24 protein-coding genes, 1 pseudogene and 1 other annotated feature are annotated in these 24,641 nt (G+C 40.6%); of the genes and pseudogenes, 18 read left to right on the top strand and 7 right to left on the bottom strand.

From position 1 onward, the window contains the following. Nucleotides 1-157 precede the first annotated feature (157 nt). Nucleotides 158-1,360, top strand: a complete 1,203-nt coding sequence (metK, locus tag NSQ72_RS13545; protein WP_341084286.1) for a methionine adenosyltransferase — start codon at nucleotides 158-160, stop codon at nucleotides 1,358-1,360. 148 nt (nucleotides 1,361-1,508) lie between these two features. Next, nucleotides 1,509-3,407 (top strand): asparagine synthase (glutamine-hydrolyzing), encoded by a 1,899-nt coding sequence (asnB, locus tag NSQ72_RS13540; protein WP_024426217.1) that lies wholly within the window; start codon nucleotides 1,509-1,511, stop codon nucleotides 3,405-3,407. Nucleotides 3,408-3,549: 142 nt separating this feature from the next. Here asnB and NSQ72_RS13535 read toward each other — a convergent pair whose 3' ends face one another. Next, entirely contained in the window at nucleotides 3,550-4,065 is a 516-nt protein-coding gene (locus tag NSQ72_RS13535) for a gamma carbonic anhydrase (protein WP_047203523.1), read from the bottom strand. Between the two features lie 45 nt (nucleotides 4,066-4,110). Here NSQ72_RS13535 and NSQ72_RS13530 point away from each other — a divergent pair, with 45 nt between their 5' ends. Together NSQ72_RS13530 and NSQ72_RS13525 are read left to right on the top strand one after the other, a co-directional pair. Beyond that, entirely contained in the window at nucleotides 4,111-4,890 is a 780-nt protein-coding gene (locus tag NSQ72_RS13530; RefSeq protein WP_024424906.1) for an alpha/beta hydrolase, read from the top strand. A gap of 30 nt (nucleotides 4,891-4,920) precedes the next feature. After that, nucleotides 4,921-6,000: a tetraprenyl-beta-curcumene synthase family protein gene (locus NSQ72_RS13525; RefSeq protein WP_039180839.1), complete on the top strand. Its 1,080-nt coding sequence runs from the start codon at nucleotides 4,921-4,923 to the stop codon at nucleotides 5,998-6,000. Between the two features lie 117 nt (nucleotides 6,001-6,117). Here the strand turns inward: NSQ72_RS13525 and NSQ72_RS13520 are convergent, their stop codons facing one another. Beyond that, nucleotides 6,118-6,690: a tRNA (mnm(5)s(2)U34)-methyltransferase gene (locus tag NSQ72_RS13520; protein WP_341084284.1), complete on the bottom strand. Its 573-nt coding sequence runs from the start codon at nucleotides 6,688-6,690 to the stop codon at nucleotides 6,118-6,120. Beyond that, nucleotides 6,687-7,652: a TIGR01212 family radical SAM protein gene (locus NSQ72_RS13515; RefSeq protein WP_017358356.1), complete on the bottom strand. Its 966-nt coding sequence runs from the start codon at nucleotides 7,650-7,652 to the stop codon at nucleotides 6,687-6,689. Before NSQ72_RS13515 ends, NSQ72_RS13520 begins: the two co-directional genes overlap by 4 nt. A 152-nt stretch (nucleotides 7,653-7,804) precedes the next feature. On the opposite strand from NSQ72_RS13515, the gene NSQ72_RS13510 reads away from it, so the two are divergent. Together NSQ72_RS13510 and NSQ72_RS13505 are read left to right on the top strand one after the other, a co-directional pair. Next, on the top strand, nucleotides 7,805-8,080 hold the full coding sequence (locus NSQ72_RS13510; protein ID WP_039180834.1) for a YtzC family protein: 276 nt from the start codon (nucleotides 7,805-7,807) through the stop codon (nucleotides 8,078-8,080). A 152-nt stretch (nucleotides 8,081-8,232) separates the two neighbouring features. Continuing rightward, complete coding sequence (locus NSQ72_RS13505; protein WP_039183270.1) at nucleotides 8,233-8,565, top strand: hypothetical protein; 333 nt, start codon at nucleotides 8,233-8,235, stop codon at nucleotides 8,563-8,565. Here NSQ72_RS13505 and NSQ72_RS13500 read toward each other — a convergent pair. Further along, a pseudogene (locus NSQ72_RS13500) lies at nucleotides 8,562-9,415 on the bottom strand (IS1595 family transposase). The gene NSQ72_RS13505 and the pseudogene NSQ72_RS13500 sit on opposite strands and share 4 nt — an antisense overlap. Before the next feature lie 193 nt (nucleotides 9,416-9,608). On the opposite strand from NSQ72_RS13500, the gene NSQ72_RS13495 reads away from it, so the two are divergent. From NSQ72_RS13495 to NSQ72_RS13470, 6 genes are read left to right on the top strand one after another with little or no spacing between them, the layout of a single operon-like run. Beyond that, on the top strand, nucleotides 9,609-9,788 hold the full coding sequence (locus NSQ72_RS13495) for a hypothetical protein (protein WP_039180825.1): 180 nt from the start codon (nucleotides 9,609-9,611) through the stop codon (nucleotides 9,786-9,788). Nucleotides 9,789-9,805: 17 nt separating this feature from the next. Further along, the gene (locus NSQ72_RS13490) at nucleotides 9,806-10,198 is read left to right on the top strand and encodes a GntR family transcriptional regulator (protein ID WP_019743690.1); all 393 of its coding nucleotides are present in this window, start codon (nucleotides 9,806-9,808) and stop codon (nucleotides 10,196-10,198) included. Next, nucleotides 10,191-11,069 (top strand): ATP-binding cassette domain-containing protein, encoded by an 879-nt coding sequence (locus NSQ72_RS13485; RefSeq protein ID WP_041086754.1) that lies wholly within the window; start codon nucleotides 10,191-10,193, stop codon nucleotides 11,067-11,069. The genes NSQ72_RS13490 and NSQ72_RS13485 overlap by 8 nt, the downstream gene beginning before the upstream one ends. Continuing rightward, nucleotides 11,063-12,049, top strand: a complete 987-nt coding sequence (locus tag NSQ72_RS13480) for an ABC transporter permease subunit (protein WP_099663562.1) — start codon at nucleotides 11,063-11,065, stop codon at nucleotides 12,047-12,049. Before NSQ72_RS13485 ends, NSQ72_RS13480 begins: the two co-directional genes overlap by 7 nt. Before the next feature lie 21 nt (nucleotides 12,050-12,070). Next, the gene (locus tag NSQ72_RS13475) at nucleotides 12,071-12,769 is read left to right on the top strand and encodes an ABC transporter ATP-binding protein (protein ID WP_039180816.1); all 699 of its coding nucleotides are present in this window, start codon (nucleotides 12,071-12,073) and stop codon (nucleotides 12,767-12,769) included. After that, on the top strand, nucleotides 12,759-14,069 hold the full coding sequence (locus NSQ72_RS13470; protein ID WP_341084282.1) for an ABC transporter permease: 1,311 nt from the start codon (nucleotides 12,759-12,761) through the stop codon (nucleotides 14,067-14,069). Before NSQ72_RS13475 ends, NSQ72_RS13470 begins: the two co-directional genes overlap by 11 nt. A 65-nt stretch (nucleotides 14,070-14,134) precedes the next feature. Here NSQ72_RS13470 and NSQ72_RS13465 read toward each other — a convergent pair whose 3' ends face one another. Together NSQ72_RS13465 and NSQ72_RS13460 are read right to left on the bottom strand one after the other, a co-directional pair. Then, the gene (locus NSQ72_RS13465) at nucleotides 14,135-14,833 is read right to left on the bottom strand and encodes a sunset domain-containing protein (protein WP_341084281.1); all 699 of its coding nucleotides are present in this window, start codon (nucleotides 14,831-14,833) and stop codon (nucleotides 14,135-14,137) included. Nucleotides 14,834-14,919: 86 nt separating this feature from the next. Further along, nucleotides 14,920-15,723: a PAS domain-containing protein gene (locus tag NSQ72_RS13460; RefSeq protein WP_039180805.1), complete on the bottom strand. Its 804-nt coding sequence runs from the start codon at nucleotides 15,721-15,723 to the stop codon at nucleotides 14,920-14,922. Between the two features lie 422 nt (nucleotides 15,724-16,145). Here NSQ72_RS13460 and NSQ72_RS13455 point away from each other — a divergent pair, with 422 nt between their 5' ends. From NSQ72_RS13455 to NSQ72_RS13430, 6 genes are all read left to right on the top strand, one after another. Next, nucleotides 16,146-16,475, top strand: a complete 330-nt coding sequence (locus tag NSQ72_RS13455) for a DUF4257 domain-containing protein (protein ID WP_228280384.1) — start codon at nucleotides 16,146-16,148, stop codon at nucleotides 16,473-16,475. Nucleotides 16,476-16,578: 103 nt separating this feature from the next. After that, nucleotides 16,579-16,800 (top strand) — a binding site (T-box leader). A 97-nt stretch (nucleotides 16,801-16,897) separates the two neighbouring features. After that, entirely contained in the window at nucleotides 16,898-19,312 is a 2,415-nt protein-coding gene (gene leuS / locus NSQ72_RS13450) for a leucine--tRNA ligase (protein ID WP_039180797.1), read from the top strand. Between the two features lie 131 nt (nucleotides 19,313-19,443). Then, a complete protein-coding gene (locus NSQ72_RS13445) occupies nucleotides 19,444-20,346 on the top strand; it encodes a dienelactone hydrolase family protein (protein ID WP_106025774.1) in 903 nt (300 codons plus the stop codon). A gap of 47 nt (nucleotides 20,347-20,393) precedes the next feature. After that, the gene (locus NSQ72_RS13440) at nucleotides 20,394-21,146 is read left to right on the top strand and encodes an NAD-dependent epimerase/dehydratase family protein (protein WP_059375128.1); all 753 of its coding nucleotides are present in this window, start codon (nucleotides 20,394-20,396) and stop codon (nucleotides 21,144-21,146) included. Nucleotides 21,147-21,365: 219 nt separating this feature from the next. Next, nucleotides 21,366-22,226, top strand: a complete 861-nt coding sequence (locus NSQ72_RS13435) for a carbohydrate ABC transporter permease (RefSeq protein WP_106025828.1) — start codon at nucleotides 21,366-21,368, stop codon at nucleotides 22,224-22,226. Nucleotides 22,227-22,251: 25 nt separating this feature from the next. Next, complete coding sequence (locus NSQ72_RS13430; protein WP_058838201.1) at nucleotides 22,252-23,751, top strand: extracellular solute-binding protein; 1,500 nt, start codon at nucleotides 22,252-22,254, stop codon at nucleotides 23,749-23,751. A gap of 45 nt (nucleotides 23,752-23,796) precedes the next feature. On the opposite strand, the gene NSQ72_RS13425 is transcribed toward NSQ72_RS13430, so the two are convergent. Then, the gene (locus tag NSQ72_RS13425) at nucleotides 23,797-24,639 is read right to left on the bottom strand and encodes an aldo/keto reductase (RefSeq protein WP_341085034.1); all 843 of its coding nucleotides are present in this window, start codon (nucleotides 24,637-24,639) and stop codon (nucleotides 23,797-23,799) included. Nucleotides 24,640-24,641: the final 2 nt, after the last annotated feature.

The raw sequence follows: 24,641 nt of genomic DNA, 5'->3' as shown, positions 1-24,641 counted from the left end.
AGGAAATGGTTTTTTTATTTTTGGGATATCATATGAACAAATTGCCAATAACATCTCTAATATAAACGTTATTAAATATAAGAGGGAACGAGTTCCGTATCATATTGGAGGCCTCATCTTGGGATGATGTGGTCTTGTACAGGAGGAAATAGCCATTATGAGTCAAAATCGTCGTTTATTTACTTCAGAATCAGTGACAGAAGGACATCCGGATAAAATCTGTGATCAAATTTCAGACAGCATTTTGGATGAAATTTTAAAGAAAGATCCAAATGCACGTGTTGCCTGTGAAACTTCTGTTACAACCGGTCTCGTATTAGTAAGCGGTGAAATTACAACGTCTACTTATGTCGATATTCCAAAGACGGTGCGTGACACAATTAAGGAAATTGGCTACACACGTGCGAAATATGGTTTTGATGCGGAAACATGTGCGGTCCTTACATCAATTGATGAACAGTCTGCTGATATTGCGCAAGGTGTAGACAAAGCGCTTGAAGCACGTGAAGGAACAATGACTGAAGAAGAAATTGATGCGATTGGTGCAGGTGACCAAGGATTGATGTTTGGTTTTGCCAACAACGAAACCGAAGAGCTCATGCCGCTGCCGATTTCACTAGCGCATAAATTATCTCGCCGTTTAACAGAAGTACGCAAGAATGAGACACTTGCATACCTTCGTCCAGACGGAAAAACACAAGTCACAGTTGAATATGATGAGCAAAACAAACCAGTTCGTATTGACACAGTGGTTATTTCTACGCAGCATGCACCAGAAGTGACGCTTGAACAAATCCAAAGTGACTTAAAAGAGCATGTCATCAGCCCTGTCGTTCCAAGTGAACTGATTGATGAACAGACAAAATACTTTATTAACCCAACTGGCCGTTTCGTGATCGGTGGACCTCAAGGGGATGCTGGTTTAACTGGACGTAAAATCATCGTTGATACGTATGGCGGATATGCTCGTCATGGCGGCGGTGCTTTCTCAGGTAAGGATGCAACGAAGGTTGACCGTTCTGCGGCATATGCTGCTCGTTACGTAGCGAAAAACATCGTAGCTGCCGGCCTTGCAGATTCTTGTGAAGTACAGCTTGCTTATGCAATTGGTGTTGCACAGCCTGTATCGATTTCAATTGATACATTCGGAACAGGAAAAGCTTCTGAAGAAAAATTAATTGAAGTGGTTCGTGCAAACTTTGATCTTCGTCCAGCTGGCATTATTAAAATGCTTGACCTGCGCCGTCCGATCTACAAACAAACAGCTGCATACGGACATTTCGGCCGTCACGACTTAGATCTTCCGTGGGAAAAAACGGATAAAGCCGAAACACTTCGTAAAGAAGCATTGGAACAATAACAACATAGAAAACCGCTTATTTTAAGCGGTTTTCCTTTTGATTAAAAAAAAATCTACAAAAACCGAAAAAATGTGAAACAAAATCGGACAAAATACTGTCTAATTATAGGTCTACTTTTAAGAAATAACATAACGTGGAGGCAATAATATGTGTGGGTTTGTTGGTGTATTTAATCACCGTCCATTGTCCGAAACTACTGAACAGGAAGAGCTAATTAAACAAATGAATCGTCTCATCGTTCATCGCGGTCCGGATGATGAGGGTTACTTTCATGATGAGCATGTAGGATTTGGATTTAGACGTTTAAGTATTATAGATGTTGAGCACGGAAAGCAGCCGCTTTCTTATGAAGATGAAAAGTACTGGATTATTTTCAACGGAGAAATTTATAACTATGTGGAGCTGAAGGAAGAGCTTGTGAAAAAAGGCTATACATTCAGCACAGATTCAGATACGGAAGTACTTCTTGCCACATACCGTCATTATAAAGAAGAAGCGGCTTCAAAGCTTCGCGGCATGTTTGCATTTTTAATTTGGGATAAAGAAGCGCAATTATTATATGGCGCAAGAGATCCTTTTGGCATCAAACCGCTTTATTTTACACAAATGGATGAGCAAGTGTACTTTGCGTCTGAACGCAAAAGCTTGATGGCAGTGAACGAGAACATTTTATTTGATGAGACATCCTTACAGCAATACATGTCATTCCAGTTCGTACCTGAGCCAAATACACTTGATCAAAAGGTGCACAAAGTAGAGCCTGGTCATCAGTTTACTTTACGCCCAGGACAGGAGATTGAATTTAAGACTTACTGGAAAGTTCAATTCAAGCCTGAACAAACACAAGAACAAAAGCTGATTGAAGAAGTCCGCGATGCAATCTATGATTCTGTGAAAATTCACATGAGAAGTGATGTTCCTGTTGGTTCATTCCTATCAGGTGGTATCGATTCTTCTTTCATCGTATCTGTCGCAAAGGAATTTCATCCTGAGCTGAAGACGTTTTCTGTTGGTTTCCAGCAGGATGGCTTTAGTGAAGTTGATGTGGCGAAGGAAACGGCTGATAAGCTGGGCTTACAAAACTTCAGCGCTGTGATTTCTCCTGAGGAATATATGAATGAGCTTCCAAAAATTGTTTGGCATTTAGATGATCCTTTAGCTGATCCGGCGGCGATTCCATTGTACTTCGTGGCAAAGGAAGCGAAGAAACAAGTGACGGTTGTTCTTTCTGGTGAGGGAGCAGACGAGCTGTTCGGTGGATATAATATTTACCGTGAGCCGCTTTCTCTTAAACCATTTGAATCTGTTCCATCTATGCTGAAAAAGCTTCTTCTTCGTCTGGCGCGCTTAATGCCAGAAGGAATGAAAGGAAAAAGCTTTATCGTCCGCGGCTGTACACCATTAGAGGAGCGTTATATCGGTAATGCGAAAATCTTTGAAGAGCCAGTAAAGAAAAATCTCTTAAAGCAGTATGATCCGAACATTACATATCGTGATGTGACGAAGACATACTTCGAGGAAAGTGCAGGCTACAGTGATATTAACAAAATGCAATATGTTGATATTCATACGTGGATGCGCGGTGACATCTTATTGAAAGCAGATAAGATGACAATGGCGAATTCCCTTGAGCTTCGTGTTCCATTCCTTGATAAGGTCGTATTTGAAGCGGCTTCTAAAATTCCAGAAGAGCTGAAAACAAAAGATGGCACAACGAAATATTTATTGCGTAAAGCAGCAGAAGGCATTGTGCCTGATCACGTGTTAAACCGCAAGAAGCTGGGCTTCCCTGTTCCAATTCGTCATTGGCTGAAAAATGAGATGAACGCTTGGGCGAAAGACATCATTAAAAACAGTCAAACGGACGAATATATTAACAAAGCGTATGTGCTTGATTTATTAAATGAACATTGTGCTGGTAAGGCAGATCATAGCCGTAAGATTTGGACCGTTCTGATCTTTATGATTTGGCACAGCATTTATGTGGAGCGCAGTATTGATCCAGAGCAATTGAATCATCAACCAAAAGAAGTCATCTTCAGTTAATGAAAAAAGGTTTTCAGCTTTGTGCTGAAAACCTTTTTTGTCATGATAGAAAGCGGTGGAAAAGGGTAAAATAACAAGCGGTTCATAGTTATTGCTTAATATCCTGAAAAAAACATGATAAAGTGAAGATACACGTATGATGTTAACGAGATAAAAGGGAACGATAGTATTGTCCTTTTTCTACATATTCTCTGCGGATTCGGTCCATGTCTTGAATGTCTTCATCTGTTAACAGCCGAACGACTTTGGCTGGACGGCCAAAAGCGAGTGATCCTTTTGGGATGACCTTGCCTTGAGGGACAAGACTTCCTGCACCGATAAAGGCGCCTTCGCCAATCTCCGCACCATCGAGAATGATGGACCCCATGCCAATGAGGGCATTTTTTCGAATGATTGAGCTATGTAATGTGACTTGGTGTCCAATGGTAGCACCATCTTCAATAAGAAGTGTTTTTCCAGGACTTTGATGCAGGCACGATAAATCTTGAATGTTGACGTTCTTTCCAATTCTCACAGGTGCGACATCGCCTCTGATGACAGTTTGGAACCACACGCTCGAATATTCTCCAATTGTGACATCACCGGTAATGGTGGCGTTTTCTGCGACAAAGACCGATTCATGAATCTCAGGTGTAAACTGATGATATGGATAAATCACTTTTTCGACTTCCTTTCTTAATACAACATTTGTGAGGTGTTTACTTTGTGGACTTGGCATGCTGAAAGACCAGTTGGTACAATTGTGATTGTACATGGTGCGAGTGAATATCACGGCCGATATAAATGGCTGATTGAAATGTGGCGGAATGCAGGCTATCATGTCGTCATGGGTGACTTGCCTGGGCAAGGCACATCGACACGTGCGCGAGGCCACATTCGTTCATTTCAAGAATACATTGATACAGTCGATGAATGGATCGAACATGCGAAATCATTCAGGCTTCCTACATTTTTACTTGGACACAGTATGGGTGGACTCATTTCAATTGAGTGGATGAAGCAGTATACCCATACGAAGTTGAATGGCCTTATTTTATCATCACCTTGTTTAGGTCTGCAATTTAAACCGAAGAAGCTGATGGATTTTGCGTCAAAAGGTCTAAATGTGCTGGCACCGTCTTTTAAAGTAGAGTCAGGGCTGTCGATTGAACTAGCGACACGAAATCAAGCGGTCATTGAGGCAGACTCAAATGATTCTCTTTACGTGACAAAGGTGTCGGTTCGCTGGTATCGAGAGCTGATCAAAAATATCGATGCAGCGATGCAGCCGACGAATGTCTTTAAATCGATCCCGCTCCTTTTAATGCAGGCTGGCGATGATAAGATCGTCGATAAAACAAGGGTGATCAAATGGTTCAATGGCATAGAATCAACCAATAAATCATACCGTGAATGGGAAGAGCTGTATCACGAAATTTTTAATGAACCGGAAAGAGAAGATGTATTTAAGGCGGCAAGAGCCTTTACCGATCAATATATTTGATTGCGAGCTTTAAGTTGGGGGTGGAGTGATTTGTCAGTACCAGAGCGTCCTTTTGCACTGATGACAAAGGTGTATAAAGATATTTTTCCGCTTGTTCATCAGGAGCTGAAAAAGTGGCGGGCTCATGCAGAAATGATTGAAAATGAAGAACTGAGAACGCAGGCACTAGCGAGCATATCTAGTAAAACGTTTCACTGTGAAGGCGGAGGTATTTTATCACTTCTAGCAGGTGAAGAGAAAGAAACGTGTATTGAATTCATCGTGGCATATCAAACCATCAGTGATTACTTAGATAACCTATGTGACCGCAGCACGTCGCTTGATCCAAAGGATTTTCATATGCTACATCAAGCGATGAGAGATGCGCTTGATATTCATGCTGAGCTCAAGCCATATTATCAATTCCGTGAGGATCAAGAGGATCATGGATACTTACATGCGCTTGTCCGCACATGTCAAGACGTGCTTACGCGCGTTGAGCATTATCCAATCATTCAGCCATATTTACATACGCTGTGTGATTACTATAGTGATCTGCAAGTACATAAGCACGTTGTTCCTCATGAGCGAGTGCCAAGGCTAGAGTCGTGGTTCCGCCAATATGAAAAAGATTTGCCGAAGATGGAATGGTATGAGTTTTCAGCTTGTGCTGGATCAACGTTAGGGATATTCTGTCTTGTGGCGTATGCGCTGCAGCCCGATTTTACAGAAAAGCAGGCGAAGCAAATTTACGAAAGCTATTTCCCTTATATTCAAGGTCTGCACATATTACTCGATTATTTAATTGATCAAGAAGAGGACCGGCTTGGGGGAGATCTGAACTTTTGCTCATACTATGACTCTCATCATGAGATGATGGATAGACTACAGCATTTTATCGAAAAAGCGGATGAGCAGCTGAAAGGCATTCCGCATGAGAACTTTCACAAATTGATTAACAGAGGATTACTGGCGGTCTATTTGTCCGATGAAAAAGTGACAGCCCAAAAAGAGATGAACAAGCTGGCAAAAAGGCTGATCAAATCAAGCGGGAAAACATCGTTCTTTTTCTATATTAACGGAAGAGCCTATCGGACCTATCAGAAAATGCCTTGGATGAAATCATCATAAAAAGCTCAAATCCAATAAGATTTGAGCTTTAGCGTGTAGACAAACCCTCGCCTTCGGTGTCAGGTCTGCAAAGGTTTTCTATCACGCTGAAAAGAAGAAAAAAAGCTAAAATGCACATCATTTTAGCTTTTTTTCAATTGCGACCACAAAAGGCGGGTCGTTTTGAATATTCATGTATTGATATGATAAAACTTGTACTTCTTCATGAGACAGTGATCTGCAATAGTCGAGAAGCACTTCTTTTTCTCTTTTACCTTCGGGATGTCCATGGTAGATCACAAGGACGATCAGTCCTCCGGGTTTGAGCCATTCGAGGAGTTGTTTAATCGCTTCAATGGTTGTATGCGCCTGAGTGGTAACGGCTTTATCGCCTCCAGGCAGATACCCAAGGTTAAACACTGCACCAGATATATGTCCATAAACATCCTTCGGCAGATGCTCCGCCATTTTTTCATGTCCATCATGGATCAGGTGAACGTAAGGATATTGATCGCCAAGCCTTTTGCTTGTCTGCTGCAAGGCTTCCTCTTGCACGTCGAATGCAAACACTTGTCCATCAGTTCCTACAAGGTCAGCTAAATAGAGTGTATCGTGGCCGTTTCCCATTGTTGCATCTATAACGATGTCGCCTTTTTGACACGCGCGTTCCAACAGCTCTTTACTAAAAGGAAGCATGCGTTTCAAAATCATTTTGCTGCTTCTTCCAATCTGACGAAACGTTTCCCTTGGTAGCTGTTACGTCTTTCGAGCTCAGCATTAATGGCATTTAGTACTTCCCACTTGTTTACACTCCACATTGGACCAACCATTAATTCAATTGGGCCGTCTCCTGTAATACGATGAATAATCATTTCTGGCGGCAGAATCTCCAGCTGATCACAAACAAGCTGAACATATTCCTCCTGACTTAAAAACTCAAGCTTTCCTTTTTCGTATTGCTTAACCATTGGGGTCCCTTTTAAAAGGTGAAGCAAATGAATTTTAATTCCTTGCACATCTAAATCCGCAACAGCTTTTGCTGTTTCCATCATCATGTCCCGGTTTTCAAGAGGCAATCCGTTGATAATATGCGAGCAGACACGAATTCCGTGTTTTCTCAGCTTTTCTACACCTTCAACGTAGCATTCATAATCATGAGCACGGTTAATGAGCATAGCTGTTCGTTCATGTACCGTTTGAAGACCGAGCTCTACCCATAGGTAAGTGCGTTCGTTTAATTCGGCTAAATACTCCACTACGTCATCAGGCAGACAGTCAGGTCTTGTTGCAATGGATAGACCTACGACACCATCCAGGTTCATGACGGTTTCATATTTTTCTTTTAGGACAGGAAGCGGCGCGTGTGTGTTTGTATACGCCTGAAAATACGCCATGTATTTTCCGTCTTTCCATTTTGTATGCATCCGGTCTTTGATTTCATTAAATTGAGTGATGAGATCATCAGCCCGGTTTCCTGCAAAATCACCAGAACCAGCGGCACTGCAAAATGTACAGCCGCCGTGGGCTACGGTACCATCACGGTTTGGGCAGTCAAAGCCGCCGTCTAAGGCTACTTTAAATACTTTATGACCAAAATGTTCACGTAAATGGTAGTTCCATGTGTGATAACGTTTTTCGCTGTTTGAATATAAAAAAGGGTTATGCTGATCCAAGTCAGTAACCTCCTTGCGTAATAATAGGCATCCTTAAAGTTTAACAAAAATCATGAAGGAGGACAATTGAATCTGTCCAACATTTTCTTTAGTGAAAAAGCTTTATATGGGCAAAATAGGCGGGAGCGATGATGAAATGGAGGGAATGTAAGATGGCAACAAGGCAGTCGATCGATGAATTTATCCAAAAAAGTACTGAAACCCTTGAGTTTGCAAGTGAGCAATTTGATTTGAGCTCACGACAGGAACATTATAATGAGGAAGAATTTTCTAAAGCACAGCTCATGCTTGAGAATACGGTCAACGAATTAGAAAAATTAAAAGATGTCGCCAATGACCAGCAAAGAGAACGGTTAGACAGGGCGCGTGTTCAAATTCAGAGCTTGCAAAACCAAATGATATTAGGAATTTCTTACGATAATGTTTGATGAACAGATCCTTTTTTAAGGGTCTGTTTTATTTTTTGGATGTTTTCGCAAAGATTGTTGTTTTTGGACATATATTTGTAATTGGTTTTTATTCTGTTAAAATATGTTATATAAAGAAATTGCAAATATCTTTAATCAAGGGGGTAGAAAAAATGTTGGAGACTCTTCCTAATTGGTTTTGGGCATTATATTACTTGTTTTTCTTAGCAACATTTGGAACTGCAATATTCAGTGTTGTGAAAAATAAACATAGGGGATTGTCCATTCTAACCATTGTATTTACTGTTACAATTCCGATTATTAGCCTGATAAATAGCATTGGTAGAGTAGAAGGAATGAATGAATTTGAACACTTATTTAGTCAATTGCAACAGGGGGCAGTTTGGTCTATCTATACAGTTATAGGCTATATATTTTTATTAGTATGGTGGGTGCTAATCCTGTTCAAAAGCAAGTCCAAAAACCAAGTAATAGTATCTAATTAAAACCTTGTAGAGACCTTAATATTGGGGTCTTTTATTATTGCACTTCTCAACATCTCAACTGTACTATAATTAGATTTTTGACACGCTAAAACAAGCCTTTGCTCTACTCGTTTTTCAAATGCTAAATTCTTTTCCTTATCAAGCCATCGGAACCAGTAGAGGTAGTTGTCCAAATATTTTGTTGCAACTCCTTGAGAACGCTCCATCCACTTTTACAGGCGATTATGAAAAATTATTAACGTGTTAAATGTGGTAAATCCACTTCTTTACACGCTGTTTTTGACGCTCATTGACTGTTCATGTTGTAATCCTGTTATCTTTGCGAACTTTTTATAATTTGTTGCTGTTTCAGTGCATAGCAAAGCAGAAGGGTGAATATACTCACCCTTCTGCTTTAACACGATCTGTTCCTGCCTTACGAGCAATTACACTTCCATTACGGTCTTGTGCTACGACAACAGCATTTTAAGGTTAGAAATACCTCTCTTTTCGTCCTTTTCTCCACACTTTTTGGCTTTTCTATGGGTGATTTCTCGCCCCTTCATAGACTCACGAAAGAAAGTTTCATCACTTTCAACGATACCTTAAAGTTGATTAAATCCGAAACTGCCTGATGCGTTCAAGATTTTATGTCTCCAATAAAATGCGGCGGAAATGTGTATTTTAAGGCGTTCAGCAATTTTGGGTACAACCATAAACCAGAAGCAAATCTGGCTTCACGAATGCTTTTAAGTAGTTTTGTCATTTTATCTGGTTCGTCTGGAAACAAGTCTTGTTTCATTACGTTAAACAAGGCTAATTGCTCTGATTTGGTTAAATTGCTGAACTCTTCATAAACATTTTCCCACATACTTAAACGCCTCCCGAATGCCCACTGTAACAACCTTTTAACAGTATAATCAAGAGAGCAACAATCTTTACGAAAACAGCCTATTTTTTTCTAGAGTCTCTTGACTTTTCAATTAAGTGTCTATATTGTATTAAGTGTACTACATCAACTAATACACTACAGACACTTAAAAAGTGAAGAAAGGTGTTCAACCATGAAAAAAGAAAAAAAGCCAATCAATTTGAAGTGGATGGTGCTGGCTGTTGCGTTAGCATGTACATTTTTTTTCGTTCTCGTTTTCATTGGTTTTGAAGTTCAAAAAGATTTGATACCCAATTCGGTCCCTTTAATGCAAGGACATGAACAAGCGATAGGACTGCAAAAGCATGAATGAGGAAAGAGGGAGCCATCATGATCCAAATAGATCCAAGAAGCGCTGCGCCAATATATGAACAAATCATTGAGCAGCTCAAAATTTTATGTTTAAAAGGCGTGATGAAGCCAGGTGACAAACTGCCCTCTGTCAGAGAGCTCGCCACCATTATTATTGCCAACCCAAACACCGTCAGCAAAGCGTATAAAGAACTTGAACGGGAAGGGATTATTGAAACGCTAAGAGGCCGTGGTACGTATGTAACAGAAGGTGCTCAGTTAAAGCTGAATGAAGGGAAGGTGCTCGAGATGAAAGAACAGTTAAGACAACTCATCATAGAAGCTCATTATGCCGGTATTGATATTCATCAACTGAAGGAATGGCTAGAAGAGATCGGCTCAAGTCTTAAAGGAGGAAAACAAGTTGATTGAGGTCAGAAATGTATCAAAAACTTTAAATGGACGCCAAGTCCTCAGTGACGTTTCCTTCAAAATAGGAAAAGGTGAGATCTTCGGTCTGTTAGGGCGGAATGGCTCCGGGAAAACAACGCTTCTCCGATTGATACAGCAAATTCTTCTTCCGGATGAAGGAGAGATTTATTTCAAAGACGTGCTGGTGAAAGACCACCCTCTAGTGAAGCAAAATATTGTGTTTATGCCAGTTGTGAATCCATTCTTTGACAGATACAATTACGGACAGCTTGTCCAGCTGTTAAAGCATATTTATCCGAGATTTGATGTAACTTATGCCAATGAGCTTGTGAACCGGTATGAGATCCCGGAAAAAGTGAAATATCGTGAATTGTCGACAGGATTAAAGAAACAGCTGTCGCTCATTTTAAGCTTTGCGATCAAACCAGCGGTCATTTTATTGGATGAGCCGACTGATGGAATCGACGCTGTGACAAGAAATGATGTGCTTCAGCTCATGATCGACGAAGTGGCAGAACGTGAAACATCGATTCTCATTACATCTCACCGTTTAGAAGACATTGAGCGTATGTGTAATCGAATCGGATTTTTAGAAGGAAATGAACTCACAAGTGTCATGGATTTAGATGAATTAAAGGATGACTATGTCAAAATCCAAATGGCCTTTGAAGAAGATATGAACTTAAGTATTCGTAAAAATGGCGTTGCGATTTTGGATCAAGCGGGCGTTTTCTATACAGCGCTTGTTCTTAAAACCGACGTGGAGGCTAAAGAGTACTTGAAGTCACTAAAGCCAAAAGTATGGCATGAACTGCCTGTGAATTTAGAAGAAGTATTCATTGCGAAGTTTGGAGGGAAACGCAGATGGTAAAGCGGCAATTATTATATAAGGAGTGGAAGCAGTCTGAGCTGACATTCATTTTAGTGATGCTCGTTGCTACGCTTGCGACACCCTTCGCATTCTTAATGGAATATTCTTCTTTTCAAACGTGTCTAAACGATACAGAGTGTATTGTCGATTCACCGCGTTTTTCATATTTCTTTAATACAGATGCTTTCCTCTCCCTTTCTTGGTTAATGGGGCTCTTCTTTGCTGTCATTCAGCTGGGATTTGAGAGAAATAAAGGGCACATGGACTTTACCTTATCTTTACCGTTTAGCAGAAGTGCAATTTATCACACAAAGTTTTTCTTAGGTGCTGGAATCATTGCAGTCGTTCATGCCGTTTCTTATGTTCTTACTTATTTACTTATTTTAGGACTTAACCCACTAGAGACACCTGGCTTTCATAGCGGTTATGTCATTTCGCTTGTGTCCTCCTTGATGTTTTATAGTTTATTTTTTGCAGCGGGTACTTTAACCGGAAGTTCCATTGCGCAAGCAATCGTTGGGTTCAGCACAGCTATTTTACCCTTTTTAGTGATCGGATTACCGCTTGTTCATTTAGATTTTATTATAAAGACAAGTGGAAGTTGGTTAGATAAGAGCTTCGCTTATTTGATATCGCCTATGTCTCCAATCAACTATATTATAGATGAACCTTTCCGATCTGATTATCCTCTTTGGTTCTCAGGCGAAAAAATCATTATACCTATTGTCATGATGGTTCTGTTCTATCTAATTGGCTTAATTAGCTTTATAAAACATCCAATTGAACGAAATGGCCGCTTCTTTCTTTATCAAAAGATCGATCGACCAATTCAAATTATGGTCATTGTCTTCGGAGTTCTAGGATTTGGCTGGGTTGGATTTTCTTCAGACAATTCCATATTTGGTTATATCGCTGGCATGCTCATCGGTGGAGCTGTGGGCGCACTAACGAGTTATTTCTTAATCTATCGAAAAAGATAAACAGAGAGCAGGGGAGTAGAGATGATTCAGATTCAAGCATTAGATCATGTATTTAAAATTGGTAAAAAAGGCAGGGAAAATGAAATTCCTGTACTAAAAGGGATTGACCTGTCCATTAAAAGAGGCGATATTGCTTGTATTGTTGGACGAAGTGGTTCAGGGAAATCGACTTTGTTGAACTTAATATCAGGTTATATTACGCCAACGAGTGGACAAATTACCATTGATGGCACCAATGTGACTGGCTTTAATGAAAAAGAATGGGCAGACTTTCGCTTAGATCACTTTGGCTTTATCTTTCAAAGCTTTCAGTTGATTGGGAGCTTAACAACGTATGAGAATGTTGAACTTCCGCTCACTTTAAAAGGTGTGAAGCCGTCTGAACGAAAAGAGAAAGTAAAAGAAATGCTGAAACGAGTAGGTCTTGAACATCACGCAGGACATTACCCAAATGAGCTGTCAGGCGGACAGCAGCAGCGTGTGAGTATTGCAAGAGCCTTGATTTTAAATCCATCTATTATTTTAGCGGATGAACCTACAGGGAGTCTCGATTCAGAAACTGAAGGAGAAATTCTAGCCTTTATCCAGCAGCTCAATCGTGAAAAAGGAATTACATTTGTCATCATTACACATGACGATGAAGTCGCTTCAATCGCAGACACAACGTTCCAGCTTCACGATGGTGTATTAAAGAAAGGGGAACAGTCCATTGAAATTTAGAGATCAGGTCAAATTCATTAGAAGAAATATGAAGAAAAATAGATTGCGTGTGTTTATGACCATTCTTGCAACGACAATGGCATGCTCTTTCTTAATCGTTTTAGCTTCTGTCGGTTTTGGTTTGCAAAAATCAGCTCAAGATGAAATTATGAAGCAGCAAATCATCACAGAAATTAAAGTGTTAGGAAAAGAAAAAGGAGACGTCAAGATTGATGATTTAAAGAAATATGATCATGTGAAATCTGTCGTCTCAAGAACATCGATCATTCCATTGGTTAACGTCGAGCTCGATGACCGTTCAAGTGAAACACATGCTGCTTTGACCGATATGAAAGAAGAAAAAGAAGCAGGGCTTGAACTAGACCGAGGAAAAGTCCCAACGTCAGCGAACGAAATTGTGGTTGGGTATCATATGGCGCAGCAACTGTGGACAAAAAAAGAACGCGAAGCCTATGAAAAAGAATTAAACCAGACGTCAAATGGTGAAGAAACACCGAAGGAGCCTAAAGGCTACACGAAGGATATTTTAAATAAAGTGATTCAAATCAAAGTGCCAAAACTAAATGAAGAAAATGAAGTCGTTAAAGAAAAAACATTTGATTTCCGTGTAGTAGGTGTTTTGAAAAAGCCGAATTTGGAGTGGCAGGAGGATCATAAAATTCTGATTCCGAATGCTTATGAAAAAGAATTTGGCCAAATACTCGACCTGTCTCCTGAAGCAGGAAATGTCGAGAAAATGACCTCTGTTTATGCAGATAAATTCGACAATGTCGGTGCACTCACGGATAAACTAACAGATGAAGGCTACCAAGTCATCTCTGTGACGAATCAGCTAGAAGGAATGGCTATGTTCTTTACAGTCTTCAAAATTGGACTTATTTTTGTCGGATGTATTGCAGTCATTATTTCTGCCATCGGTATTTTCAATACGATGACCATGGCGGTAACAGAGCGAACACAAGAGATTGGGATTATGAAAGCCATTGGCGCGAATCCATCCATTATCAAGCGAATGTTCCTAATGGAAAGTGCTTATATTGGAGTCATCGGATCAATCATCGGTATTATCATCTCATATTTGATTAGTTTCGCCGTTAATTTAATCATCCCAGCCATTTTGTCGTCCATGTCTGAGGGAGGATCAAGCGATCAATTCTCGATTACTTTTTCCTATATTCCGCTTAGCCTTGTGATTACAGCAACAGTGATCAGCGCAGGGGTAGCGATCATCTCAGGGCTGAACCCGGCACGTAAGGCAACAAAAACGAATGTATTATCAGCTTTAAGAAGAGAAATTTAAAAAAGAACCTCCTGGAAACCCGATTGGGCGCTCAGGAGGTTCTTTTTAATCTTAATTAAACATCGCTATTGCTTAGGTGCCCTGTATCCGGCACGCTCTGCTTCTTCTACGGAGCAGAACATTTTGGTTACATTTTTTGTTCTAGAGTAGTATCTGCTGCTTGGTGTGTGATAAATACCGTTGACACTCCCTTTAATGTTACAGGCAGCTGATTCTTTCTTTGTTTCCTTTTGTGATTCATGACCGCCTGTGTTTTTTCCTTCATCTTTAGGAGCAGAGCGCTGGACGGTGGAAGACTTCGTATCGCTGCTGCTATTCTTGTTTTCTTGTTTGAGTGTTTCATTGCTGGAGGTAAGCTTGTCTATTTTCTTTTCAAGCGATTGAATGGTCTTTTCTTGCTGTTTGACCGTTTCTTTTTCTGAGGTGATCGTTTCTAGCTTTTTTTCCAGCTTTTCTTTTTCCTTCTCCGCGTCTTCTAAAGAGGAGGTAAGCGACTCTTTATCAGCTTTTAAGCTCGAAATGTCAGCTGAGAGCTCCTTTTGATCCTTTAAAAGCTGTTCGGAAGATGGATCGGCTTGTGCTTTTGGTGAATTTGCAGCAGCAAGCGGTAATGACATAATGGAAAAGAAGAGACCAATGATCAAAAAAGGATAGAATAGTTTCTTTGAAAAAATCAGCTCGTTCTTGCGTTTGAGTAAGAAGAAATTGACGGCATATCCGATGGCAAAACAGACACATAAAAGACCTATGATGAGTAACAACATATCTAACAGCCCCCCTAAATTGCTATTTACACCTATCATACCTCATTTTTCCATTTTGGGAAGCGGTTCAACTAAAAAAACCCTGTTTACACAGGGTTTTCAGCTAATGGTAATCCTTTTATGGCTTCTTTTACTGTCAAATAAGTGATCGTATTCTGGAAATCTGTATCGAGGTCTTTCATTTTCATCGCAAGCTGCGGTTTGATTCCAGTGATGATTAGTTCGGTTCCCGTTAGATTGAGAAGATGATGCAGTTTGAAAATGCGTGCTGCGACGGAATCATCGACTTCTATTAAACCAGAAAGGTCGACAATTAAATAATCATCCTTTGAATCATCTAATATACAGGTTAACTTAGCGACAATGGCATCAAAGCGCTCTTCAGATAATTTCCCGATAAGCGGAAGGGCAGATACACCATTTTTGATTGGGACGATTGGCGTCGAAAGAGAGGTGACTTCCTGTAAGGAATCTTCTAGGAGCTGTTCATATTCTTTCTGTTTCGTAATATCCTTTTGAAAACCAATGAAAAATGTTTTGTCATCTTGTTCAATGTATAGAGGATCTATATTGAGTTCATTCCAAAAAAAAGTGCCGTCTTTTTTATAATTTTTTAGCTGTGTGGTAATAGGTGTTTTGTTTTGAATTCCATGACGAATTAAAGCAAGCTGCTTTTGATCCGTGTCTTTTCCTTGAAGGAATCGACAATTACGCCCAAGAATCTCATCTGGTTTGTATCCAGTCATTTGTGTAAAGCCATGATTCACATAAACGATAGGGTTATCCTCTAAGGAAGGGTCTGTAATGACAACACCGATGCGCGCATGATCCAGCGCTTTTTTGATGAGTTCAAGCTGTTTTTGCAAGCCGAAAATGTTCGAGCTGACCATATTACCCTCCTTTGCTGCTATAAGACATATCAAATGGTTGTCTTTTCAACCAAATGAATCCTTATAAACGTAACATAACATATGTTCTGTTTCAACGATTGCAAACGCTTTGTTAAATTTGTCATCATAGTTTGTCCTCCATTAGAATAGAGTAAGTAAGGAGACTTTTCATTAGAAAAAGAAGGAATCAATTACTCAACATTCATAAAATGACAAAAATAGTTAATATGGATTAGGTAAAAATGATTCCAATGCATCAAGATTGTTTTTAGGTCATTCACATATAATGGAAGAAACAAGCTTTTTTTCTTCGTTAGAGAGAATAGACCTTTTACATGGATTATGACGGAACAGCAGAATGGCATTACAGGGGGCTGGACAGCCTGAAGTCGCTTTACTATTCTAAGGGCTTTAGGAAGGTGATGAAAATGCTGCAACAAGTCATTATTGCTTGCGCCATTGGAGGGGTCATGGGCATTCTCGGTCACGTAAAGAAAAAAGGCAGGCTAGAGAAGCCCAGAATGACAAAAAAGTTTATTTACTTAGGGTTTATTGAAGATTGGCTCGTTGGGATGATTGCCGCTACACTGCTTGTCTTATCCTCAAATCCCGAATCTAGTCTGCACTTGATCATCTTATCAATTATTTCAGGTTACGGAGGAGAAGCAGTTCTGCGAAGCTTTGATTTTGTAAGAGATCAGCGTTCACAGGATGCAGACTCCAGCCGTCATAACCGATCTCCACACGAATAATATCCTCTACTTTACCCTAGTCTAGGGTACATTCCCATTGTATACAAACCTGCTTGCACTTATGATCATAATTCTATAAAATACTACTTAGATGACGGTTACGATAAGAACAGTGAAGAGGAGTAGTAGGAAAGCAGTATTTGTCTTTAGAGAATTGACGGCTGGTGAAAGTCAATCAAATCTGCTTCTGAACTCGCCTCAGAGTTGCAGTTGCGTTAAAGCTTCTGTCGCATGTCTGCGTTAAAGATATTAAGTGAGCGTACGAACAGCATGTTACGCTAACAAGGGTGGTACCGCGGGAACCAAAAAATCTCTCGTCCCTTTCCAGGGATGAGGGTTTTTTGTTGATTTTAGAAAAATCTGAATTCTTGCAGTGGTCATCTAAGCAGATAAAGCCGTACATATTAAAGGAGGTTTTCACATTGAGTTTTCAGCATCGGGAAATTGAAAAGAAGTGGCAGGATTATTGGCTGACACATAAAACATTCGCCACATCTGACTCGGAAGATAAACCGAAGTTTTATGCGCTTGATATGTTTCCATATCCATCAGGAGCAGGGCTTCATGTCGGGCACCCTGAGGGCTATACAGCAACGGATATTTTATCACGCATGAAACGTATGCAGGGATATGATGTTCTTCATCCAATGGGATGGGACGCATTTGGTCTCCCGGCAGAACAGTATGCACTTGATACAGGGAATGACCCGGCGGCCTTTACAGAAGAGAACATCAATAACTTCCGCCGCCAAATTCAATCACTAGGGTTCTCGTATGATTGGGATCGAGAAATCAACACGACAGATCCGAATTACTACAAATGGACACAATGGATTTTCTTAAAATTGTACGAAAAAGGATTGGCCTATATCGATGAAGTACCAGTGAACTGGTGCCCAGCGCTTGGCACAGTGCTTGCAAACGAAGAAGTCATTGATGGAAAAAGTGAACGCGGAGGCCATCCTGTTGAAAGACGTCCTATGAAGCAGTGGATGCTAAAGATTACAGCATATGCGGACAGGCTGTTAGAAGATTTAGAGGACATTGATTGGCCTGAAAGCATCAAAGATATGCAGCGTAACTGGATCGGACGCTCTGAAGGTGCGCACGTTCATTTTGAAGTAGAAGGGCATAACGAACAGTTTACGGTTTTTACAACGCGTCCTGATACACTATTTGGTGCAACTTATGCGGTGCTTGCTCCAGAACATGCACTAGTTGAAAAAATTACATCAGCTACTCAAAAAGAAGCAGTCGAAGCATATATCAAAGAAATTCAATCGAAGAGTGATTTAGAGCGGACAGATCTTGCCAAAACGAAAACGGGTATTTTCACAGGGGCATATGCTATCAATCCGTTAAATGGTGAAAAAATGCCGATCTGGATTGCAGATTACGTGTTAGCCACTTATGGAACAGGGGCGATTATGGCCGTACCTGCTCATGATGAACGTGATTATGAATTCGCCAAAACCTTTGATCTTCCAATCAAAGAAGTTGTAGAAGGCGGAGACATCGAAAAAGAAGCCTACACAGGTGATGGAAAGCACATTAACTCTGATTTCCTAAATGGCTTAGGAAAAGAAGAGGCGATTGAAAAAGCGATTGCATGGCTTGAAGAACATCAAAAGGGTGAAAAGAAAGTCACATATCGTTTAAGAGACTGGCTATTTAGCCGCCAGCGCTACTGGGGTGAACCGATTCCAATCATTCATTGGGAGGACGGAACATCTTCAGCTGTTTCAGAGGAAGAGCTTCCACTGATCTTGCCTAAGACGACTGAGATTAAGCCAAGTGGTACAGGTGAATCACCATTAGCCAATATTAAAGACTGGGTTGAGGTTGTAGATCCTGTAACAGGTAAGAAAGGCCGCCGTGAAACGAATACAATGCCGCAATGGGCAGGAAGCTGCTGGTATTTCTTACGTTATATTGATCCTCATAACTCAGAAGAGCTTGCATCTCCTGAGAAGCTGAAGAAATGGCTTCCAGTTGATGTGTATATCGGCGGAGCAGAACACGCTGTACTGCATCTTCTATATGCACGCTTCTGGCATAAATTCTTGTATGATATCGGTGTTGTTCCAACAAAAGAACCTTTCATGAAATTGTTCAACCAAGGCATGATTCTTGGGGAAAACAATGAAAAAATGAGTAAATCAAAAGGAAATGTGGTCAACCCGGATGATATCGTAGAATCTCATGGTGCAGATACATTACGACTTTATGAAATGTTCATGGGACCTTTAGATGCGTCAATTGCTTGGTCTGAAACAGGACTTGATGGTGCTCGTCGTTTCCTTGATCGTGTATGGCGTCTATTTACAAATGAAGATGGCTCACTCAGTGATAAAGTGACAGAGCAATCTGGCGGCGCATTAGAACGCAGCTATCATGAAACCGTCATGAAGGTAACTGATCATTATGAAGGCTTGCGTTTCAATACAGGCATTTCACAATTAATGGTGTTTATCAACGATGCCTATAAGGCTGATACACTGCCGAAAGAATATGCAGAAGGCTTTGTAAAGCTTCTTTCTCCAATTGCACCGCATCTTGCAGAAGAGCTTTGGAATAAACTTGGTCATGAAGGGTCTATTTCTTATGAAGCATGGCCTCAATATGATGAGTCAAAGCTTGTCGACGATGAAGTAGAAATTGTCGTACAGCTTAACGGTAAAGTGAAAGCAAAATTAACCGTTCCTGCTGATGCAACAAGGGAGCAGTTAGAAGAGCTTGCGAAAAATGATGCACGAGTAAAAGAACAGCTGGAAGGGAAAACCATTCGTAAAGTGATTGCGGTTCCTGGGAAGCTTGTCAATATTGTTGCGAACTAATGATGACACCCATCGGTATTTAACCGGTGGGTGTTCTTTATTTCCCGGGACATAATTTTGTCGAAAACAAGGTGATTCCTGCATCGGTCTCGTATTTTAACAGGTGATCAAGAAAATGAGGAGTGACGTCAATGGAAAAGGAAAACAAACGTGAACAACTGCTCAGTCTGTTAGGAGAAATGCCAGAACGTCATCGCGTGGAGGCTTATACGTTAAAAATGGAGGAACGTGAATCATATGTAGTGGAAACACTCATTCTCTCCATAAATGGCGTAGAGGAAGTCCCTGCTTATTTCGTGAAACCGAAGGATACGGTGAAAAAAAGACCCGTAGTACTGTTTCAGCACTCTCATGGCGGTAATTATGTCAACGGGAAGGAAGAGCTGTTAGAGGGTGCTCATTATTTGCAAACGCCTTCATATGCAAAAGAGTTTACGTCAAAAGGATATAGTGTACTGGCCATTGATCATGCAGGGTTTGGTGAGAGAAGGGGAAGAACAGAAAGTGAAATTTTTAAGGAAATGCTTTTAACAGGAAAAGTGATGTGGGGCATGATGCTGTATGAAAGCATGTGTGCGATTGATTATTTGCTATCTCGATCTGATGTACTGGCGGACCGGTTAGCTGTCTTTGGGATGTCAATGGGCGGTCTCCTTTCCTGGTGGACGGCTGCACTTGATGAGAGGGTAAGTGTGTGTATTGATCTTTGCGCACAGGTGGATCATCATACATTAATTGAAACGAACAATTTGGATAGGCATGGCTTTTATTACTATGTACCGAGATTAGCAAAGTATTTTACAGCAGCGGACATTCAAGAAATGATTTTTCCAAGACCGCATTTAAGCTTAGTTGGAAAACTTGATCAGCTCACGCCTGCTGAAGGCGTTGGAAGGATTCAAAAGGTATTGAGTCAAACCTATCAAGCTGCTTCATTGAAAGAACGATATCAGCTTGCCCATCTTCATGCAGGTCATTTTGAAACAGCCGCTATGCGTCACGAGGCGACACGATTTTTGAAAAAGTGGCTGTAATCAAGAAAACGCTTGGACATACTACGTCAAAAGAAAGGAGGAGACAGATGAAAAAAATCACCATCATTGGCGGGTGCGGTGTAATTGGACGCCTTTTAACAAAAGCGCTCTCTACTGAATACAGTGTCACGATTATTGATCTGACGAGCTGTGTAGAAGGAGTCATTTTAGCCGATGCAGCGAATGAACAGAATGTATATGAGGCAATTCCGCGGGATACAGATGTCATCTTGCATCTTCTAAACATTGACATGACGCATGATGTGATGGATCATGAAGAATTTGCAAAAATGACTGATATTTTTTGGAGGAGTACCTATTATATGTTTCGTTCAGCCGCGCGGCTTGGCATACGAAAAGTCATTTTTGCAAGCAGCAACCATGTGACGGATCGTTATGAAGAGGATGGACGCTCCTTACTTGGACGGCAGATTACAACTGACGATGTGCCTGCGACTAAAAATGTATATGGCATTTTAAAATTTGCATCCGAACAGCTGGGCCGTTTGTTCCACGATCAAACGGGAATGTCTGTCATCAATTTACGGATTGGAACAGTTGTAACAGATGAAATGAAGGCATTACACAAAAAACAAAGAACAAAAAGAACACTGCTGTCACATGAGGATCTTGCAGGTATGACAAAGGCAGCGATTGAATCGGATATTCCCTTTGGGACCTATTATGCTGTATCAGAGAATGAAGGAAAGCCATGGTCTACTGAGAAAACGAAGCAGGAGTTAGGCTACAAACCAGATGTCAATACGACGGAAATACTCGAAGAAAATGATCAGGCATAGGGCATAATCATGTCAAGAGCTAATGATCTTATTCTTTTGTTTCATGAGTATAAAAGCACGGCTGACATGATCTATTCAGTTGGTCTGTCAAGATGATTATAGACGCTTTCTTCCCTCGTTTGTTACATTTTAATCACGATATCGTCACAGGCTGCAGCTTACTTTCAGTTGAAATGATAACGCTTTCAAAGAAAGGGCGTGATGAACATAGATCGTTCTATTAAAGGCCGATTGTTCAATTTATTTAATTACTCTTTTCTACTCATGTTCGCATTAATTTGTGTGCTTCCGTTCATCCATGTCATTGCCGCCTCTTTTGCAACAGTAGAAGAGGTCATCACGAAGAAGTTTATCTTGTTCCCAACGACGTTTTCTTTAGAGGCATATCGATACATTTTTTCTACAGATATTGTGTATCGCAGTCTCATTGTGTCCATTTTTGTGACGCTTGTTGGAACAGCTGTCAGCATGTTTTTGTCCTCGCTTATGGCATACGGGCTGTCTCGCCAGGAGCTAAAAGGCCGGAGAACACTGATGTTTCTCGTTGTCTTCACGATGCTGTTTAGCGGAGGTATGATTCCGACGTTTATTGTGGTGAAAACACTTGGTCTGCTTGATACGTATTGGTCACTTATTCTACCGGTTGCAATCAATGCGTTCAATTTAATCATTTTGAAAAACTTTTTTCAAAACATACCGGCAAGTCTTGAGGAATCAGCGAAGATGGACGGCTGTAACGATTTAGGGATTTTCTTTAAAATTGTGCTGCCACTTTCTTTGCCAGCCATTGCAACCATTTCACTTTTTTATGCCGTGACGTATTGGAATACGTATATGACCGCCATTCTGTATTTAAATGATTCAGTGAAATGGCCGATTCAGGTGCTGCTGAGACAGATTGTCATTGTCTCAAGCGGAATGCAGGGAGATATGTCGGATATGGGCTCATCCACACCACCGCCAGACCAAACGATTAAAATGGCTGTCATTGTTGTGGCGACCATTCCGGTTCTGCTTGTCTATCCATTTATTCAAAAGCATTTCAACAAAGGGGCATTACTAGGTTCTGTAAAGGGTTAAAAAGATGGAACAACGGAGGGATCTTATGGGGAGAAAGAAATTATGGCTGATTGCGTTTGTCCTGTTATTTGCAGCAAGCGGTATTTTGTCAGCATGTTCAAGTAAAGGGGCAAACTCATCAGATGAGAAGGTTGATTTAGACAAAAAGGTAAAGCTGACATGGATGGCGATTTTATATCATCAGCAGCCGCCGAAGAATTCCGTTTTAAAAGAGATTGAGAAGCTCACAAATACAGAGCTTGATATTACATGGGTGCCTGATGCTGTGAAGGAAGATCGGTTAAATTCCGCACTTGCAGCAGGGAATTTGCCGCAAATTGTGACGATTCAAGACATTAAAAATTCGTCTGCGATTAATGCGTTCAGATCAGGCATGTTCTGGGAAGTCGGTCCGTATTTAAAGGATTATCCAAATTTAAGTAAGATGAACGAACTGATTAATAAAAACGCCTCTATAGACGGCAAGCTTTATGGCATCTATAGAGAAAGACCACTTTCAAGACAAGGGATTGTCATTCGAAAGGATTGGCTTGAAAATTTAAATTTGGATACACCAAAAACATTGGATGATCTATATGAAGTAGCCAAAGCCTTTACTGAAAAAGACCCGAATCAAAACGGAAAAGCGGATACAATTGGCTTTACGGATCGGAACGATTTAATTTATGGAGCATTTAAAACACTTGGTTCATATGAAGGTATGCCTACAGACTGGAAAGAAGAAAACGGGAAATTCACGCCAGACTTTATGACAGATGAATATATGAATACAATGAAATACATGAAAAAGCTGCGTGATAATGGCTATATCAACAAAGACTTCCCAGTGACAAGCAAAACACAGCAGCAGGAATTATTCTCACAAGGAAAAGCAGGCATCTATGTTGGAAATATGGTAGATGCCGTGAACCTGCGAGATGATGCGACAGATAAAAACATGAAAGTAGATATTATCAACCGAATCAAAGGCCCAGATGGCAAAGAACGTGTGTGGGCATCAGGTGGTCATAATGGCATCTTCGCATTCCCTAAAACAAGCGTGAAATCAGAGGCAGAATTAAAGCGGATTTTGGCCTTCTTTGACCGCATTGCTGAAGAAGATGTGTATGGTCTCATGACGTACGGTATCGATGGCCAGCATTATAAGAAAGAAGAAGGAAATACATTTGTCAGGGAAGAAAGCCAAGTGAAAGGCTGGCAGACAGATGTCCAGCCACTTGTCAGTCTTGTAGGAATTGATAAACGTTACTTGAAAAATAAAGGGGATGCAGTTCGTTCTAAATATGAAGAGCTAGAAGAAGACAATAAAAACATCATCGTTGCCAATCCTGCTGAAAGCCTGTATTCAGAAACAGCATCAGAGCGTGGAAACGAATTGAAGAAAATCATCGATGATGCGACGTATAAGTTCATTCTTGGAGACATCAGTGAAGATCAATTTCAGAAAGATGTAGAGAAATGGAAATCAAATGGTGGGAATAAAATCATAGAAGAATATGAGGCTTCCTTTAAAAAATCAAAATGATCAATAGGAACACCCCCGCAAAGCAAAAAAGCGGGGGTGTTTTGATTAAAAGTCGAAGTTGTCTGGATCTGGACCGATACGTTTGTTTTCATTTAAGTCAGAAAGACGTTTCATATCCTCATCAGTTAAGACAAAATCAAATATATCAGCGTTTTCTTTTAAACGATGTGCTTTCGTTGATTTTGGGATGGTGATGACACCTTTTTGTACATCCCAGCGCAAAATAATTTGAGCAGGTGTTTTACTGTACGTGTCTGCCAGCTCTGTGATCAGCGGGTGATGCAGCAGTTCACCCTGCATCAGCGGTGACCAAGCTTCCATTTGAATGCCATGAGAGTTCAAATACGTATAGAGTGTTTCCTGCGTTAGCTTTGGATGAAATTCTACTTGATTGATAGCTGGTTTGATCTCTGCATCTTTTAATAGCTCGTCTAAGTGATGCGGCTGGAAGTTGCTCACTCCGATGGCTCTGACCTTTCCTTCACGATACAAGGTTTCCAGTGCACGCCAAGCTTCTTTGTATTTTCCTTCAACCGGCCAATGGATTAAATACAGATCAAGGTAGTCAAGCTGAAGTTTTTTCAAGCTTTCTTCGTGTGCATGAAGGGTAGATTCATATCCTAAATCGGCATTCCACACTTTTGATGTGACAAAAATGTCCTCGCGGCGCAGTCCTGTTTCTGCTAAACCAAGCTGTATGCCTCGTCCAACACCTTCTTCATTTCCATAAATAGCTGCTGTATCAATACTGCGATAGCCTAATTGAATGGCTGTTTTGACAGCATCAACTAATTCTGCTCCATCTTCCACCTTGAATACACCAAGGCCAAAGCCTGGCATGCGGACTCCATTGTTTAATGTTTTTGTACTTTGTAAATGTTCCATAATAA

The sequence above is a fragment of the Bacillus sp. FSL R5-0659 genome, assembly GCF_038008785.1.
Taxonomy (GTDB): Bacteria; Bacillota; Bacilli; order Bacillales; family Bacillaceae; genus Bacillus; species Bacillus safensis.
Note: the sequence above shows the minus strand (reverse complement) of the source record. Positions and strands in the feature narration are given on the sequence as shown.